Consider the following 16365-nt stretch of genomic DNA (forward strand, 5'->3'; position numbering starts at 1 on the left):
CCCCGAAGGGTGCTCCACTGGGAAAACCGGACGCGTGATCAGGTTAACGGCAGATGGCCAGAACATCACCAGCCCGAAACCACCTGTCCACATGGCCCAGAACCATCCACAGGTCCGCCGCACCCGGGCCCCGCCCCCCCACCCCCGATATCCTGCGGAAACCGCCGATCCCCTGGGAGGGTGCGGGGTTGGGATGGCGCGGGGGCCGCTCGCCGTGTCAGCAGGTCCGTGGCGGTGGTCCTGGGGTCCGTCGGTGGGCGGGCCGTTCTCAGGGGGCCATGCGGACGCGGTTGCGGCCGGTGCTCTTGGCCTCGTAGACGGCGGCGTCGGCTTGGCGGAGGAGGCTTTCCAGGGTGGTGGTGGGGGCTGGGGCGGCGGCGACGCCGATCGAGGTGGTCCGGGCGTCGATGGCCACGGGGTTCCCGCGCTTGTCGGTGGCGGGGACGATCATCGCGGCGATGCCCTGGCGGACGCGCTCGGCGACGACGGCGGCCTGGGGGGCGTCGGTGTCGGGGAGCAGGAGGACGAACTCCTCGCCGCCGAAGCGGCCGACGATGTCGCCCTGGCGGGTGGTGTGGTGCAGGACGGTGGCGACGGCGCGCAGGACGGCGTCGCCCGCGGGGTGGCCCCAGGTGTCGTTGACGACCTTGAAGTGGTCCAGGTCGAGGACGGCCACGGCGACCGAGGAGCCGCGGCGGCGGGCGCGGACGAACTCGCGGTCGACCTGCTCGTGCCAGCCGCGGCTGTTGAGCAGGTCGGTCTTCTCGTCGGTGCGCGAGTCGCCGCGCAGGGTCTCGATCTGCAGGACGCCCCAGTCCAGGGCGCACAGCAGCGGCACCACCAGCAGCGGCGCGGCCCAGGCGTGCGCGACGGCCAGGGCCACCAGCACGCCCACGAACATGGTCACCGCCGCCATGGCGTTGTCCCGGCGGCTGCCGACGACCTCGGTGCGGGTCGGGCGCGACGAGGACAGGGCGATGACCCCGGCGATGGCGCCCGCGTTGAGGAAGAAGTGCACGGCCGCCGCGGCCAGCAGCACCAGCAGGTCCACCGGGGTGAGGCGGTCGAGCACGTCCAGCCCCGCCAGCCGGACCACCGCCAGCGACGCCAGGGCGGGCAGCAGGATGCCCGCGGTCCCGAAGGTGTAGCGGTAGAGCGGCCGCCGGGCGACCGGGTAGAGCTGGACGCGCAGCAGCAGCAGCGACAGCACGGCCATCCACGCGGGCAGCATCACCATCGCGGGCAGCACCCACACCACCGACGTGTCGAAGTGCGGGCCGGAGCGGGTCGCGCGCCTGGTCTCCTCGACCCGGCGGGACAGCCACAGGTGCACAGCGCCCGCCAGGGCCAGGGCCGCGAACCGCTGCCAGTCGACCTCGGAGGTGTGCCGATCGCCCAGCAGGGCTACCCCGGTCGCGACCAGGGTGACCAGCTCGAACACCAGGATGTAGGCGATGGCGGGCCGGGGTAGAGACCTCAGTCCCACAACACCCGGGACGTGAGTCACACTTGTGGCTGATTCGTGGACCCAACCGGGATCGGCGTGACCTGAGCCACTCCCGGACGTTGTGTCCTTGGACTCGAGGGGAGGTGGATCGGATGCGCAACCGTGACTGGTGACGCCGCGCTCGCGGCCGGTGTGCTGTGCCATGGCCGCGACCTCCTCACTCCCGCAGAACGACGCCTTCCCAGAAGGATACGTGCCGCGTTCGTTGAAGTTTAACTGTCAACGACCGGTCGTCACGCGGGTGCCAACCACTTGCGCAGCTTGGGCGGCATCCGCTTCTCCAGCCCGTAGGGCTCCAGGTGCCCGCCGAGCACCTCGGCGAAGGCGAGGTCGACGCTGTCGACGTCCCACTCGTCCCGGCGCAGGATGGGCGGTTTGAACATCGGCTGGCCCACCACGTGCAGCTCGGTGCCGGTGCAGCGGACCACCTGGCCGGTGATGCCCGCCGACCGCTCGTCCAGCAGGTAGTGCACCAGCGGCGCGACCAGGTCCGGCCTCTTGTCCGGCCCGGTCACCTTCGACGCGCGCGGGGAGTTGCGGACCATCCTGGTGTGGGCGAGCGGGCAGACGGCGTTCACCCGGATGCCGCTGTCCTCGAGGTCCAGCGCCCAGGAGTACGTCAGCGACGACACCGCGCCCTTGCTCGCCGAGTACGCGCCCAGCGTGCGCTGGCCCAGCGAGGCCCCCGAGGAGATGTTGACGATCGCCCCGCCGCGCCCGCGCATGCGGCGGATCGCGGCCATGCCCGTGTAGAGCACGCCGAGGACGTTCACCTCGATCAGCGCCCGCACCCGCTCCGGCTCGTCGTCCCACGGCAGGACCTCGTAGTTGACCCCGGCGTTGTTGACCAGGCCGTCCACGGCGCCGAACTCGTCGGCGCACAGCGCGACGATGGCCTCGGCCCCCGCCGGGTCGGCCACCGAGTGCCCGCTGACCGCGGCGCGGCCGCCCTCGGCGCGGATGCCCGCGGCGGTCAGCTCCGCCTCGTCGCGGTCGATGTCGTTGACCACCACCGCGGCCCCCGCGCGGGCCAGGTGCGCCGCGAACGCCGCGCCCAACCCCCGTCCCGCCCCGGTCACCACGACCGCCTTGCCCTTGAGGCTGCTCATGTTGTGCTCCTCCCCGCCGACCGCGGTGTCGACTGGTCCCAGTGTTCGCACGTCGGGACACCTGCGCGGGTGGACTTCGACGAGTGGCCGGTTCATTGCGACGAGCGCGGCACCGGGCTACAGCCCGGCGGAACGCCGCGCTGATCAGGCCGTGCAGGCGGACAGCAGCGCGTGCACGTGGTCGGCCTCCGGCACACCGAGCGCCTCGAACACCGGCAGCGCCGCCCGCCAGTCCAGCACGGCGGCCCGCAGGTCGCCGGTGCGCTGGCGGGTGAGCGCCCGGACGTGCCGGGCCCTGGCCCCGGCCAGCCGCTGCCCGCTGGCCGCGGCCAGGTCCAGGCCGCGCTCGACGTGCTCGGCGGCCGCGGCGTGCTCGCCCGCGTCGAGGTGGGCGTGGGCGAGCTCGGTGAGCGCGCGCACCTCGAGCAGCCGCATGCCGGACTGCCGCATCAGGGCCAGCGCGCCGTTGCCGTGGTGCAGGGCGGCGGGGTGGTCGCCGGTGCGCCGGTACAGCGCGCACAGGCCGGTGAGGACGGACGCCTCGCCGTAGCCGAACCGGATCTCGCGGGCCAGCGCGAGCGCCTTGGCGTAGTGCTCGGCCGCGGCCGACCACTCCCCCGTGCGCTGGGCGATGGTGCCCAGGATGTCCAGGCAGCTCACCTCGTGCCTGCGCTCGCCGAGGTGGCCGTTGGCCGCCATGGCGTGCTTCACCTGGGCGCGGGCGGCCTGGTAGTCGCCCGCGTCCGCGCCGGTCTCGGCCAGGCAGACCAGCATGCTGACCTCGCCGTGCCGGTAGCCGTAGCGGCGGCAGACCGACAGCGCGTGCCGGTAGCGCTCGGTGGCCCGGGGCAGGTCGCCCATCGCCCAGTGCGCCAGGCCCAGGCCCTGGCACGCGGCGGCCTGGACCTGGCGGTGGCCGATGGCGGTGCTCAGCTCCATCGCCTCGGTGTGCCGGGCGATGGCCTCCTCGGGGCGGCCCAGCGACAGCGCGGCGACGCCGAGGTAGTGCAGGGCGGCCGCCTCGCCGAAGCGGTTGCCGATGTCGCGGTTGAGCAGCAGCGAGCGCTCGTAGAACCGCGACGCCTGGCCGGGCTGGCCGAGCTGGGAGTGCGCGCGGCCCAGGTTGTGCAGCGCGGAGGCCTCGACGACCCGGTTGCCGGTGCCCTGGCTCAGCTCCAGCGCCCACCCGTGGTGCTCGACGGCGGCGGCGTAGTCGCTGAGGTTGCAGTGGATGAGCCCGACCAGGTCGTGCACCGAGGCCTCGGCGTCGACGTCGCCGCTGGTCCTGGCCGCGGCCAGGGCGGCCCGGCCGACGGCGAGGCCGTCGGCGCCGTGGCCGCGGTTGAAGAAGAACGCGCGCAGCGCCTCGGCGAACCGCCACGCGTAGCGGGCCAGGCCCAGCTCGGCGGCCTCGGTGGCGGCGGCGACCAGGTTGCCCAGCTCGGCGTCCAGCCAGCCCAGGGCCACCTCCTCCGCGCCCGCCTGCCGGGGGGCGCCGACCCGCCAGAGCACGGCGCTGTGCGCCTCGACCTCGCCGAGGTAGTGGTCGAACAGGGCCACCAGCGCGCCCGAGCGCTCGTCGTCGGCGTCCTCCGCGCGGCCCCTGGCGTAGTCGCGGAGCAGGTCGTGCATGGCGTAGCGGCCGCGGCCGTGCTCGCGGATGAGGTTGCCGTGGTGCAGCACGCGCAGCAGCCGGGCGGCCTCGGGCAGCGCCAGCCCGGCGAGGGCGGCCGCGGACGGGGCGCCCAGGTCGGCGCCGGGGACCAGGCCGAGCAGCCGGAAGAGCCTGCGCGCGGCCGGGGCGAGCTTGGCGTAGGACAGGTCGAAGGCGGCGCGCACGGCGGCCGACTCGTCGCCGGAGACCGACAGCCCGGCCAGCCTGCCCCGGTCGCGCAGCTCGCGGGTGTAGTCGGCGATGCTCACCAGCGGCCGCACCGCCAGGTTGGCCCCGGCGATGCGCAGCGCCAGCGGCAGGCGCCCGCAGACCTCGGCCATCTCGGCGGCGGCCTCGGGCTCGCGGCGCAGCCGGGCGGAGCCGACCATCCGGCCGAGCAGCCGCACGGCCTCGCGCGGGTCGAGCACGTCGAGCGGGAGCTGGTGGGCGCCGTCGTGGGCGGTCAGGCCGGTGAGCCGGTCGCGGCTGGTGACCAGCACCAGGCAGCCGGGCGAGCCGGGCAGCAGCGGGCGGACCTGCTCGGCCTCGGCGGCGTTGTCCAGCAGCACCAGCACCCGCTTGCCGGTCAGCAGGGTGCGGTACAGGCCTGCCGCCTCGTCGGTGTCGACGGGGACCCGCTCCGGGGGGACGCCGAGGGCGTGCAGGAAGCGGACGAGGACCTGGTGGGTGCTCAGCGGCGTCCCGGCGGCGTACCCGCGCAGGTTGACGCTGAGCTGCCCGTCGGGGAAGCGCTCGCGGACCCGGTGCGCCCAGCGCAGCGCGAGCGCGGTCTTGCCCACGCCCGCGGTGCCGGACACCGCGACCAGCACCAGCCCGGTCCCGACCTGCGCGACCAGCGCGTCGAGGGCGGCCAGCGGGGAGACGCGGCCGACGAACCCCGGCGACTCGGCGGGGAGCTGGGCGGGGGCGGGCTGCTCTGCCCTCGGGTCCGGCTCCGGGTCGGCCGGGGCCGAGCGCAGCACGCTGACGTGCGCGTCGCGCAGCTCCCGGCCCGGCTCGACGCCGAGCTCCTCGGCGAGGCGGGCGCGCAGCTCGGCGTGCACGCGCAGGGCCTCGACCTGCTCGCCGGTGCCCGCCAGGGCCAGCATCAGCCGGGCGTGCAGGCCCTCGTGCAGCGGCTCGTCGACCAGCAGGGCGCGCAGCGCGGCGGCGACCCCGGCGTGCTCGCCCAGCGGCAGCGCCAGGTCCGCGTAGGCCAGCGCGGCGGAGCGACGGCGCATGGTCAGATCCAGGGCGGCCGGGTGGGCGCGGACGCGGTCGGGCAGGTCGCAGAGCACCTGCGCCCGCCAGCCGCCGAGCGCCTCGGCGAGCAGGTCGGCGGCGGCGCGGCGGTCCTCGGTGGTCCGGGCGCGCTCGGTCAGCTCGACGAACCGCAGCGCGTCGAGCTGCTCGGCGTCGGCGTCGAGCCGGTACCCGCCGGGCACCGAGACGATGGACCGGCCGGAGCCGACCAGCGCCCGCCGCAGCCGGGAGACGTAGGTGTGCACCAGGCCGACGCAGCTCGCGGGCGGGTCCTCGCCCCACAGCGCGTCGACGATCTCGTCCTGCCCGACCCGGCGGTTGGCGTTGAGGGCGAGCAGGGCCAGCAGGGACCGCTGCTTGACCGCGCCGGGGCGGAGCTGGTGGTCGCCGTGGGTGGCGGTGAACGCGCCGAGGACCCCGATGCGCAGCCCGGCGGGCTCGTGCGCGTCGAACTCGTCCGGCCCGACGCCGACCGCCTCGGCCAGCCGCCGCACGGACTCCTGCCGGGGCCTGCCCACGCCGCCGCGCTCGATGTAGCGCAGGGCCCGCACGCTCACCCCGGACCGGGCGGCGAGCTGCCCCTGGGTCAGCCCCGCGCGCAGCCGGTGCGCGCGCAGGGCGGCGCCGAAGGAGCCGGGCCGACCGGGTTGCATCTCGTCCTCTCGGGTGGCGCCGCTTGGCCGGGTGGCCGACTTGCCGCCCCCGGACCCCGAACTTGCCGGTTCCTGCCGACCCGGACCACCCAAGGAGATCATTGTCGCAGGTGGGGCTTGTACTCGCAGGCCATCCGACTGGATCTCAGCGGTACAGGCCGGTTGCCAATACCGGACACTAGCGTGTCTGGTCGGGGTCGGTCCGCCCTGTGCGGGGGCAGGTGGGCGGGCCTGGTCGTGGCGCGGCGTTNCCACGGCGGGTCGCGCGGCCGAGGGGCCGAGATCACGCCCCGCGGGCGGGTGCGCGCGTGGCGGCGTCGGTAGCCTGCGCGGGGTGGGAGCCACGACGAGGCGGATGGCGGCCTGATGGCACGGGCGGTGGCGGCCGCGGTGGGGGACACGGTCGGCCGCCGGGTCCGGTCCAAGCTGGGCTGGCTGGTGCTGGTGGTGCTGACCGCCGCCGGGTTCGCGGTGGTCGCGTCGCGCTCCGCCGCCCCGCCCGACCACGTGGGCGAGGCCGTCGTGGACGCGGCGGCCAGCGTGGACGCCCTGGTGGACCCGTGGTCGGGGCGCGACCCGATGGCGATGCTGCCCGAGGACTTCACCGACGTGGTCGGCGTCGTCCCCTCCCGGATGCCCGCCCCGGACGGCACCGTGCGCGCGGTGCACACCGACGGCGGGTGCTCGACCCCGTGGGGCGACGACGACACCCGGTGGGACTTCTCCGTGGTCTGCCGGGCCCACGACCTCGGGTACGACCTGCTGCGCTACGCCGCGGCCAAGGGCCAGCCGCTCCCGGCGGGCGCGCGCGAGGCGCTGGACGCGCGGCTGTCGGCGGACATGCACCGGCAGTGCGAGGCGAACCCGCTCGGGTCCGGCGGGACCTGCCGGGTGGTGGCGTCGCTGTACTCGTTCGGGCTGGTGGCGAACTCGTGGCACCAGCGGTGGGGGCCGCCGGTCGCCGAGCCGGTGGGCGGCTGGGGGATGGCGCTGCTGGTCGTGGTGGTGCTGCTGGCGGTGCGGGTGCCCGCCTTCGCCCGGCGCCGGGTGCCGCGCGAGCACACCCGCCCGCTGAGCGCGGCCGAGGGCGACCGGGCCGCCTACCTGGGGATGGCGCGGCTGGTCAGCCTGGTCGGGATCGTGCTCGCCGAGTCGGCGCTGGCGTTCGGGCCGCTGGTGGGCGTGCCGGTGTCCGACCTGTGGCCGCTGACCTGGGTGCTGCAACTGGTGCCGCTGTTCTTCTTCGCGGGCGGCAACTCCAACCTGCTGGCCTGGCGGGCGGTGCGCGCGGGCGGCGCGGGCTACGGCGAGTACCTGGCCAGGCGGGTCTCCTGGCTGATCCGGCCGGTGCTGGCGCTGGTCACCGCGTGGCTGGTGGTGCCGTTGTCGCTGGACCTGCTCGACGCCCCGGACGCGGCTGTGGGCGCTTTCGGGCGGCTGGTGGCGCAGCCGCTGTGGCTGCTCGGGCTGTACCTGCTGGTGGTCGGGCTCGCGCCTGCGGCGCTATGGCTGCACGAGCGCGCCCCGCTGAGCACCCCGGCCGCCCTGGCGCTGGGTGTGGCCGGGCTGGCGGTGTTCGGCTCCGGCACGGTCGTGGCCTACCTGGGCGGCATCCTGCTGGCCCTGTTCTTCGGGCAGTTGTCGTTCCTCTACGCCGACGGGACCCTGTGGCGGGCGCCGAGGCGGGCGCTGGCCGCGGTGGCGGTGGGCGCGCTGCTGGCCCTGGTGGCGCTGACGACGGTGGGCGGGCACTCCCCCGGCCTGATCGCCGAACCGGCCGAGACGGCCAGCTTCGTGCCGTCCGCGGCCGCGGTGCTGCTGCTCGGCCTGGCCCAGGTGGCGCTGGTCGTGGCCCCCGGCCCGGCGGCGGTGGCGGCGGTGGCGCGCGGGATGGCGGCGCGGTGGGTGCGCTTCGCCCGGTCCGCGCCGATGACGGTGTACCTGGTCTACCTGTGCGCGCTGCTGCTCGTGGCCGGGGTGGTCGGCGCGGTGCGCTGGGGCGGACAGGGCGGCTGGGCGCTGTCCCCGGCGGCGCTGGCCGCGCTGGGTCTGCTGGCGGTGCCGACGGCGCTGGCGTTCCTGCTGTTCGAGCGGCACCGGCAAGCCCCCGGCGCGCCGCCGCCGCGGCGTGGGGCGGGCAGGTGGGACGTGGTGGCCGCGACGGCGGGCACGGCGTGGGGCGCGCTGGGCATCACCGGGTTCGCGCTGACCGGGCTGACCGGCACCGAGCACGGCCCGCACGTGCTTGGCCTGCCGCTGGACCCGATGGCCAGCGTGATCCACCTGCTGCTTGGCTGGTACCTGCTGCACACGGCCAGGATCGGCACCGCGGGCACCCCGGGGCCGTGGCTGCTGGCCGCGGTGGCGAGCGTGCCGCCGACGCTCACCACCGTCAGCGGCGAGGGCGCCGCTGTGCACCTGGTCACCGGGGCCGCCGCCCTGACCGCCGCGGCCATCACCGCGTGGCCGCGGCTGCGGCGGCGGCGCAGTTCGGAGGCCACTTCCCCGGACCGTGAGTCGGTGGCGGGCTAGCGCCGCGGCACTGGCTGGACGCGTGCCCTGACAGCGGCGACACCCGGGTGTGTCACGCTGTGGCAACCTGCGAGCGGTTGTCCGCGTCCTTCTCCACAGCGGGACCGGGGTGCTCGCGCGCGTCCACCGCGGTCCGACAGGGAGGAGCAGGGCGTGGAGTACCGGCCGCCGGGGTCAGGCAGCGGTGCGGGCCGAGAGCGGCCCGAGCGCAGGCGCGGCGACGGACCCGCCCGGGGTCCGCGCCCCCCGCAGCGCCGCCAGCCCACCTCGCGCGAGCGCCGCCAGCCCCCTCCCGAACGCCGTCAGCCGCCGCCCGAGCGCCGGGGCGAGCCCCGCGTCGCCGCCCGCGAGCCGAAGGACCGCCGGGTGCCTCCCCCGCGCCGGGTGGTGGACGCGGCCGTCGAGACCGAGAAGATCACCCCCCGCCAGCGCCCGCGCCCGGCCGCCGAGCCGGACCGGCGGCGGTTCTTCGGGGCCAAGGTGCTGCTGGCGCTGCTGTCGGCGGGCGTGGTCGCGGGCACCGGCTACTACTGGAAGGTCCAGGACGACCTGGCCGACGCGCTGACCCGCCAGGACGTCATCGCGGGCGGTCCGACCGAGCGGCCCGCCGACGGCGCGATCGACATCCTCATGGTCGGCGTGGACAGCCGCATCGACGCGCAGGGCAACCCGCTGTCGAAGGAGCAGTTGGCGATGCTCAGCGCGGGTGTGTCCGAGGGCGAGCTCAACACCGACACAATCATGATGATCCGGGTGCCCAACGACGGCACCAAGGCCACCGGCGTCTCCATCCCGCGCGACTCCTACGTGAACATCCCCGGCTTCGGCAAGCACAAGATCAACTCGGCCTACCTCCGGGCGAAGAACGAGGCGCGCGAGAAGCTGCAGGCCGAGGGCGTCGAGGGCAGGGACCTGGAGCTGCGGTCCAACCAGGAGGGCGCGAAGACGCTGATCGAGACGGTCAACAAGCTCACCGGCGCCAAGATCGACCACTACGCCGAGGTCAACCTGCTCGGCTTCTACGACATCACCAACGCCATCGGCGGCGTCGAGGTGTGCCTCAAGGCCCCGGTGCGGGACCGGTACTCCGGGGCGGACTTCCCCGCCGGGGTGCAGACGATCTCGGGCACGTCCGCGCTGGCCTTCGTCCGCCAGCGCCACGGCCTGCCCGGCGGCGACTTCGACCGGATCGTGCGGCAGCAGACGTTCATGGGCGCGATGGCCAAGAAGGTCTTCTCCCAGGACGTCATCGCCCCCGGCTCCTCGACCCTGCCCAAGCTGCAGGACGCGATCAGCAAGTCGGTCGTGCTCGACCGCAACTGGGACATCATGCGGTTCGCCCAGCAGATGACCGGGATCACCGGCGGCAACGTCACCTTCGAGACCATCCCCACCGGCAACCCGGAGCTGCGCACCTCCGAGGGCGCGCTGGCCATCGAGGTCGAGCCCGCCGAGGTCCGCCGGTTCGTCGACGACCTGCTGCACCCCGAGCGCCCGACCAGCTCCACCGCGGGCGCGGGCGACAGCTCCGAGCCCAACGCGGACAAGCCCGCGGTCAACGTGCTCAACGGCTCCGGCAAGACCGGCCTGGCCGCCGAGGTGGCGGCCGCGCTGACCGACGACGGGTTCACCGAGGGCGCCACCGGCAACGCCGCCAGCCGGGCCAAGACCGTCGTCCGGCACGCCCCCGGCGCGCAGGCCGAGGGCGAGGACGTCGCCGCGTCGCTCAGCGGGGACCACACCGTGGAGCCCGACACCGACCTCGACGCGGGCACCGTCACGGTCATCCTGGGGCGCGACTACTCGTCGAACACGAACCTGGCGGGCAAGCCCCTGCTGGACCTCGACGCCCCGGCGCTGGCCCAGGAGCAGCAGCCCAGCGGCCCGCCCTGCATCAACTGACCATCACCCGATCGACGGGTTTGGGCTGGTTGGCGCGTCAGGCCGGGACCAACCGGGACTCTCCACGGAGTGGTCCGAATCGACGAGGCGGCGTACCAGCGCGCGCTCGGCGCCGAGCTGCGCGCGCTGCGCCGCACCCGCCGGTGGACGCGCAAGGAGCTGGTGGGCCGCCTCGACACCGAGATCTCCGTGCAGACGCTGGCCAGCTACGAGCAGGGCGTCCGGCACTGCTCGGTGGTGCGCTTCGTCGAGCTGTGCCAGGCGCTGGGCGTGCTGCCGCACGAGGTGCTCGACCGGGTCGACCTGCGGGCGTTCGCCTGCTCCCCGGTCGGCAGGACCGCGGTCGACCTGCGGCGCGCGGCCGGGGTGCGCGAACCCGAGTACGCCCCGCTGCGCCGGTGGGCGGCGCAGCGGGGCGGTGCGGGACCGAACGTCGTCTACCTCGACGCCACCGCCCTGACCAGCCTGGCCACCCTGTGCGGGGTGCCGCTCGCCGTGCTGGCGGCCAGGCTGGCGGAGCTGGACGAGGGTGCCTAGGTCGTGGCGCCCGCGGGCTGCGGGGACCGGCTGCGGGTGATCAGCTCGAAGTCCGAGCCGTCGACCTTGCGGGTCTTGAGCCAGTACTTCCAGGTGAACCCGGGCCACAGGGTGCGGTTGACGCCCTGGGCGTCGAGGTACCAGCTCTTGCAGCCGCCCTGGGTCCACACGCCCTCGCGCAGCTTGCGCTGGATCTCGATGTTGAACTGCTCCTGCGCGCCGGGGCGCACGTCGATGGCCTCGACGTTGTGCCGCTCGGCGAGCTTCATCGCCTCGCGGATGTAGTTGAGCTGGGCCTCGATCATGAACACGACCGAGTTGTGGCCCAGGCCGGTGTTCGGGCCGAGCAGGAAGAACAGGTTCGGGAAGCCCGCGACGTTGATGCCGTTGTAGGTGTTGACCCCGTTCTCCTGCCACAGCTTGCCCAACTGGACGCCGTCGCGGCCGACGACGTCGAGGTGCTGCATGGCGTCGATGACCTGGAAGCCGGTGCCGTAGATGATGGCGTCGACCTCGATCTCCTGGCCGTCGTTGGTGACGATGGAGTTCGCCTTGACCTCGGCGACGCCGGAGGTGTCGAGCGCGACGTTGTCCCGGCGGAAGGTCGGGTAGTAGTCGTTGGAGATCAGCACGCGCTTGCAGCCCATGACGTAGTCCGGGGTCAGCTTCGCGACCAGCTCCGGGTCGCGCACCGAGCGCTTGATGTTCCAGGCGGCCAGCCGCGAGGCGGCCTTGAGCACGCCGAGGTTGCCGTTGAAGCCGACCGCGCGGACCTCGTTGAGCCAGTACAGGAAGTGCCGGTAGCCGCGGAAGGCGCCGGGGACCTTGGCGAAGGCGCTCTTGGACCACTCCGGCATCGCGTGGTCGGGCTTGGGCATGACCCACGGCGGGGTGCGCTGGAACAGCGTGAGCCGCGCGACGTCCTTGGCGATGCGCGGCACGAACTGGATCGCGCTGGCGCCGGTGCCGATGACCGCGACCCGCTTGCCCGCGAGGTCGTAGTCGTGGTCCCACCGCGCGGAGTGGAAGGCCTTGCCCTGGAAGTTCTCGATCCCGTTCAGGTGCGGCACCTGCGGCAGGTGCAGCGCGCCGATGCCCGAGATCAGGTACTGGGCGACGTAGGTGTCACCGGTGGTGGTGGCGACGTACCAGCGGTTCTCCTCCTCGTCCCAGCGCGCGCCCGCGACCTCGGCGCCGAACACGGTGTTGCGGGCGAGGTCCCACTTGGCCGCCACGCCGCGCATGTACTCGTAGATCTCCGGCTGCGGCGCGAACGCGCGCGACCAGTCGGCCTTGGGCTCGAAGGAGAACGAGTACATGTGCGACTGGATGTCGCAGGCGCAGCCCGGGTAGCTGTTGTCGCGCCAGGTGCCGCCGAAGTCCTTGGCCTTCTCCAGCACCACGAAGTCCTCGCGGCCCTGCTTGCGGAGCTGGATGGCCATGCCCATGCCGGAGAACCCGGTGCCGATGACCACCACTCCGGTGTGCACGAGCTTGCTCATCTGCCACGCCTTTCGGGGACTAGGATGTGTTGCGAGTACCTGTTACCGAGAGTCAAGCTTACCCGGGGTAGGTTACTTGCGGTAGACTCATTCTCGTGACAACGGCCGATGGCAAGGTTGAACGCAGGCGACGAATGCCGCGGGCCGAGCGCGAACGGCAGATGGTGGCCGTCGCCGAGGAGATCTTCGCCGACCGGGGCTACCTGGCCGCGTCCATGGACGACATCGCCGAGCGCTGCGGCGTCTCGAAGCCGATGATCTACGAGTACTTCGGCTCCAAGGAGGGCCTGCTCGTCGCCTGCATCCGCGAGGCGCGCACCGAGCTGGCCAAGGCCACCACCGAGTCGGTCATCGGCGCGGCGACCCCCGAGGAGGCGCTGCGCCGGGGCCTGGTGGCCTTCTTCGAGTTCACCGACACGCACCGGCGGGCGTGGTCGCTGATGCTGCGCAGCGAGGCGGCCGTGGCCGGTCCCGCCGCCGCGGCCGAGATCGAGGCGGGCCGCCAGGAGCAGGTCGAGATCGACATGGCGCTGTTCCGCGCGTTCCTGCCGGAGACCTCCGAGGTGGAATTGGAGGCGGCGGCGCAGATCGTCGTGGGCGCCTGCGAGCGCCTGTCCCTGTGGTACGTCGGCCGCGACGACGTGACCGCCGACCAAGCGGCGGACCACCTCATGCTGGCGCTGTGGACCGGGCTGTCCAGCCTGGTCCGGGCGTGACCCCGGGCGCGATCCCCCCATTCGGCCTAGGCTGAGCGGGGAACAACCGCAGGGAAGGCGGGGCCATGTTCGAGCCCATCGTGGCCAACTACACACCCGACGGCGACGACTGGAAGGTCGAGGTCACCGGTGGCGGCCAAGTCCACACCGAGACCGCGCCGGGGTTGGTCGCCGCGCGCGACGAGGCCGAGCGACTCGCCGAGCGGATCGCCCCCGGCGACCAGCCGCGCACCATCGTGCACACCATCGACGGCGACGCGCTGGAGTTCACCACGGCCTACCTCAACGCCCGGCTGGGCCGCCCGCCCGCCGAGCCGGAGCAGGCCGCGGGCTGAAGCCCCCTGGCGCCCGGTGTCGTCTCCGAGCGCCAGGGTGTCGTTCAGCCGAAGATCTTGCGCACCAGGAGCAGGCCCACGAGGACACCCGCCCCGATCAGCGCGTACTTGACCCTGGGGTCGTCCATCTTCGTCCTGGCCTCGGCCTTGGCGCCCTCGACGAGCCGCTTCGGGCTCGCCTTGTCGCCAAGCTGGTCCAGTGTCGCCGCCAGCGCGTCGCGCGCCTGCTCGATCTCGCGCTGGATGGTGTCGGGGTCGCGGGCCACGTAGTCCTCCTAGGAAACCGCCGTCGGCGGCCACCACGGTAGATCACCGACCACCCGCCCCGCGCGCCGGCCACACCGTTACCCTGAGCACGACCGCCACCGCGGTGGCGGCGGGGGACCGTAGCCCAATTGGCAGAGGCACACGGTTTAGGTCCGTGCCAGTGAGAGTTCGAGTCTCTCCGGTCCTACGACACAGCTCTGAGCAGCGCGGACGCTGGTCGAAGCCTGTGCGGCCAGACTGCCTGCGCACGCTCGACCAGCCCCCTCCGCCGCCTGTGGCCCTGGTCAGGCCCCCAGCGGAGATGGCCCGGTGCGGGTAGCCGGCCTCGGTCTTCATCCCGAGCAACACCTCCGGCGACCTGGCCGCACCCACGTGGACGCAGGGGTGACGCAGGCGTCCGCCGCGCCTTCCGCCTCGGCCAGGCCATCGCCGTCGGCGGTAGCCTCGGCGCATGGGCAAGAAGGCTCAGCAGCCGGGGACCATCGCGACGAACCGGAAGGCCCGGCACGACTACCACGTGCTCGACACCGTCGAGGCCGGTGTCGTGCTGATGGGCACCGAGGTCAAGAGCCTGCGGCTGGGGCGGGTGTCGGTGGTCGACGCGTTCGCGACCATCGACGACGGCGAGGTGTGGCTGCGGGGGCTGCACATCACCGAGTACGCCTTCGGCACCTGGACCAACCACGAGCCGCGGCGGGTGCGCAAGCTGCTCCTGCACCGGCGGGAGATCACCAAGCTGGAGATGCGGGTGCACGAGGGCGGGCTGTCGCTCGTCCCGCTGTCGATGTACTTCACCGAGGGGCGGGTGAAGGTCGAGCTCGCCCTGGTCAAGGGCAAGAAGCTGTGGGACAAGCGGGCGGCGGTGGCCGAGCGCGACGCCAAGCGGGAGATCGCGCGGGAGTTCTCGCGGCACGTCAAGGGCAGGCGGCGCTGAGCTGTGGAAGCATGCGGCGGGTGCGCGTGCCCCGTCCGATCGCCGCGGTCCTGCGGCTGGTCGACCGCTTCGAGGAGCGGGGCACGCACGCGCCCGGCGCCGAGGACCGGGTGGACAACCGGCCGGTGGTGCCGTGGCGGGACTTCGGCTGGCTGATCGCCGCCTGGTTGGTCGGGGTCGGGGTGTTCGTCCTCTTCTTCGCCTTCGCGAGCTGACCCCCGCGGCCACGTGGTTTCGGTCACCCGGCGTGCGCCGCTGATCACGGCTCGGCCACAGCACGACACCAGGTGCGCTTCAACCCCCGATCGGCTGCGGCATCCCGGCCGTCGGCGCGTCACTGTTGACGGTGCACCCCCGACAGGTGCACCCCGAAGCTGTCTGGAACGGCACCCCTGCGCGAAGAAAGGCTGATGCGGTGAAGCTCGCCCATGTGGTCCTCACCTCGTGCGCCTGCGTGGCGCTCGTCGCGGGCTGTGGCGGCGCACAGGAGTCCGCGGCCCCGTCGACGACGAGCACCCCGTTGACGGTCACTGAGAAGATCGCCAGGTCCGGCGGTCCCGCCTCCCGGGGCGGCGAGCGCACCTCGCTGGGCTCGGGGCTGGCCATCACCGTCTCCACCCCCAAGTCGTTCGTGCCGACCGCGACGGCCTCGCCCATCGCGCCGCGCGCGGTCGGCCTCGAGGTCGTCGTGGAGAACGAGGGCACCTCGGCCTACAAGCCCGCGCAACTGCGGCTGCTGGCCAAGGTCAACGGCGAGAGCACCCAGCAGGTGATCGACTCCACCCAGGGCTACAGCGGGCTGGGCAGCACCGGCGACGTGGAGCCGGGCGACTCGGTGCGGTTCTCCGTGGCGTTCGCGGTGCCCGAGGACAAGACCTGGATCGTCATCGCCGCCACCCCGAAGCCCGACGCCGAGGCCGTGTCGGTGTTCAGCACAACCGCGTGAGGCCTGCCCGCTAGCGTCTGGCGCATGACCGAGCAGAAGCGCCTCGCGGCAGGCGACCGCGCCCCCGACTTCACCCTGCCCGACAGCGAGGGCGCCGAGGTGTCCCTGTCCGACTACCGGGGCAGGTCGGTGATCATCTACTTCTACCCGGCCGCGGCCACCCCCGGCTGCACCAAGCAGGCCTGCGACTTCCGCGACAACCTGGCCGAGCTCGACGGGGCGGGTCACGCCGTGCTGGGCGTGTCCCCGGACAAGCCCGCCAAGCTGGCCTCCTTCGTCGCCGCCGAGGGCCTGACCTTCCCGCTGCTGTCGGACCCGGACAAGGCGGTCATGAACGCTTACGGCGCGTTCGGCGAGAAGGTGATGTACGGCAAGACGGTCACCGGGGTGATCCGCTCCACCTTCGTCGTGGGCGCCGACGGCCTGCTCACTCACGCGTTCTACAACGTCCGTGCCACCGGCCACGTCGCCAAGCTGCGCAAGGACCTCAAGATCTGACCGGAACCCC

Annotated in this window: 14 protein-coding genes and 1 tRNA gene; 10 read left to right on the top strand and 5 right to left on the bottom strand. The window is 73.7% G+C overall.

From position 1 onward, the window contains the following. Positions 1-268: 268 nt before the first annotated feature. From GCL84_RS12985 to GCL84_RS12995, 3 genes are all read right to left on the bottom strand, one after another. A complete protein-coding gene (locus GCL84_RS12985; protein ID WP_197523209.1) occupies positions 269-1486 on the bottom strand; it encodes a GGDEF domain-containing protein in 1218 nt (405 codons plus the stop codon). A 254-nt stretch (positions 1487-1740) separates the two neighbouring features. Then, entirely contained in the window at positions 1741-2616 is an 876-nt protein-coding gene (locus GCL84_RS12990; protein ID WP_156755711.1) for an SDR family NAD(P)-dependent oxidoreductase, read from the bottom strand. 144 nt (positions 2617-2760) lie between these two features. Beyond that, positions 2761-6186, bottom strand: a complete 3426-nt coding sequence (locus GCL84_RS12995) for a tetratricopeptide repeat protein (RefSeq protein ID WP_197523210.1) — start codon at positions 6184-6186, stop codon at positions 2761-2763. Positions 6187-6552: 366 nt separating this feature from the next. Between GCL84_RS12995 and GCL84_RS13000 the strand changes: the two genes are divergently transcribed. From GCL84_RS13000 to GCL84_RS13010, 3 genes are all read left to right on the top strand, one after another. Beyond that, complete coding sequence (locus GCL84_RS13000; protein ID WP_156755713.1) at positions 6553-8718, top strand: phospholipase A2; 2166 nt, start codon at positions 6553-6555, stop codon at positions 8716-8718. 366 nt (positions 8719-9084) lie between these two features. Next, on the top strand, positions 9085-10620 hold the full coding sequence (locus tag GCL84_RS13005; RefSeq protein ID WP_156755714.1) for an LCP family protein: 1536 nt from the start codon (positions 9085-9087) through the stop codon (positions 10618-10620). 69 nt (positions 10621-10689) lie between these two features. Next, complete coding sequence (locus GCL84_RS13010) at positions 10690-11157, top strand: helix-turn-helix domain-containing protein (protein ID WP_156755715.1); 468 nt, start codon at positions 10690-10692, stop codon at positions 11155-11157. Here the strand turns inward: GCL84_RS13010 and GCL84_RS13015 are convergent. Further along, on the bottom strand, positions 11154-12659 hold the full coding sequence (locus GCL84_RS13015; RefSeq protein WP_156755716.1) for a flavin-containing monooxygenase: 1506 nt from the start codon (positions 12657-12659) through the stop codon (positions 11154-11156). The genes GCL84_RS13010 and GCL84_RS13015 overlap by 4 nt on opposite strands. A 95-nt stretch (positions 12660-12754) precedes the next feature. On the opposite strand from GCL84_RS13015, the gene GCL84_RS13020 reads away from it, so the two are divergent. Further along, a complete protein-coding gene (locus GCL84_RS13020) occupies positions 12755-13375 on the top strand; it encodes a TetR/AcrR family transcriptional regulator (protein ID WP_328618771.1) in 621 nt (206 codons plus the stop codon). A 65-nt stretch (positions 13376-13440) separates the two neighbouring features. Next, on the top strand, positions 13441-13710 hold the full coding sequence (locus tag GCL84_RS13025) for a hypothetical protein (RefSeq protein ID WP_156755717.1): 270 nt from the start codon (positions 13441-13443) through the stop codon (positions 13708-13710). 44 nt (positions 13711-13754) lie between these two features. Here GCL84_RS13025 and GCL84_RS13030 read toward each other — a convergent pair whose 3' ends face one another. Continuing rightward, on the bottom strand, positions 13755-13976 hold the full coding sequence (locus GCL84_RS13030; protein WP_156755718.1) for a DUF3618 domain-containing protein: 222 nt from the start codon (positions 13974-13976) through the stop codon (positions 13755-13757). A gap of 114 nt (positions 13977-14090) precedes the next feature. Here GCL84_RS13030 and GCL84_RS13035 point away from each other — a divergent pair. The 5 genes from GCL84_RS13035 (at position 14091) to bcp (ending at position 16355) form a co-directional block, all read left to right on the top strand. Next, positions 14091-14164: transfer RNA gene (locus GCL84_RS13035), tRNA-Leu, on the top strand. Between the two features lie 264 nt (positions 14165-14428). Next, a complete protein-coding gene (gene smpB, locus GCL84_RS13040) occupies positions 14429-14911 on the top strand; it encodes an SsrA-binding protein SmpB (RefSeq protein ID WP_156755719.1) in 483 nt (160 codons plus the stop codon). 11 nt (positions 14912-14922) lie between these two features. Further along, entirely contained in the window at positions 14923-15126 is a 204-nt protein-coding gene (locus tag GCL84_RS13045; RefSeq protein ID WP_156755720.1) for a hypothetical protein, read from the top strand. A gap of 200 nt (positions 15127-15326) precedes the next feature. Next, complete coding sequence (locus tag GCL84_RS13050; RefSeq protein ID WP_156755721.1) at positions 15327-15857, top strand: hypothetical protein; 531 nt, start codon at positions 15327-15329, stop codon at positions 15855-15857. A 24-nt stretch (positions 15858-15881) separates the two neighbouring features. Continuing rightward, a complete protein-coding gene (gene bcp, locus GCL84_RS13055) occupies positions 15882-16355 on the top strand; it encodes a thioredoxin-dependent thiol peroxidase (protein WP_156755722.1) in 474 nt (157 codons plus the stop codon). Positions 16356-16365 lie beyond the last annotated feature (10 nt).

It is taken from the genome of Actinokineospora pegani (assembly GCF_009745975.1).
In the GTDB taxonomy this organism is placed as follows: domain Bacteria; phylum Actinomycetota; class Actinomycetes; order Mycobacteriales; family Pseudonocardiaceae; genus Actinokineospora; species Actinokineospora pegani.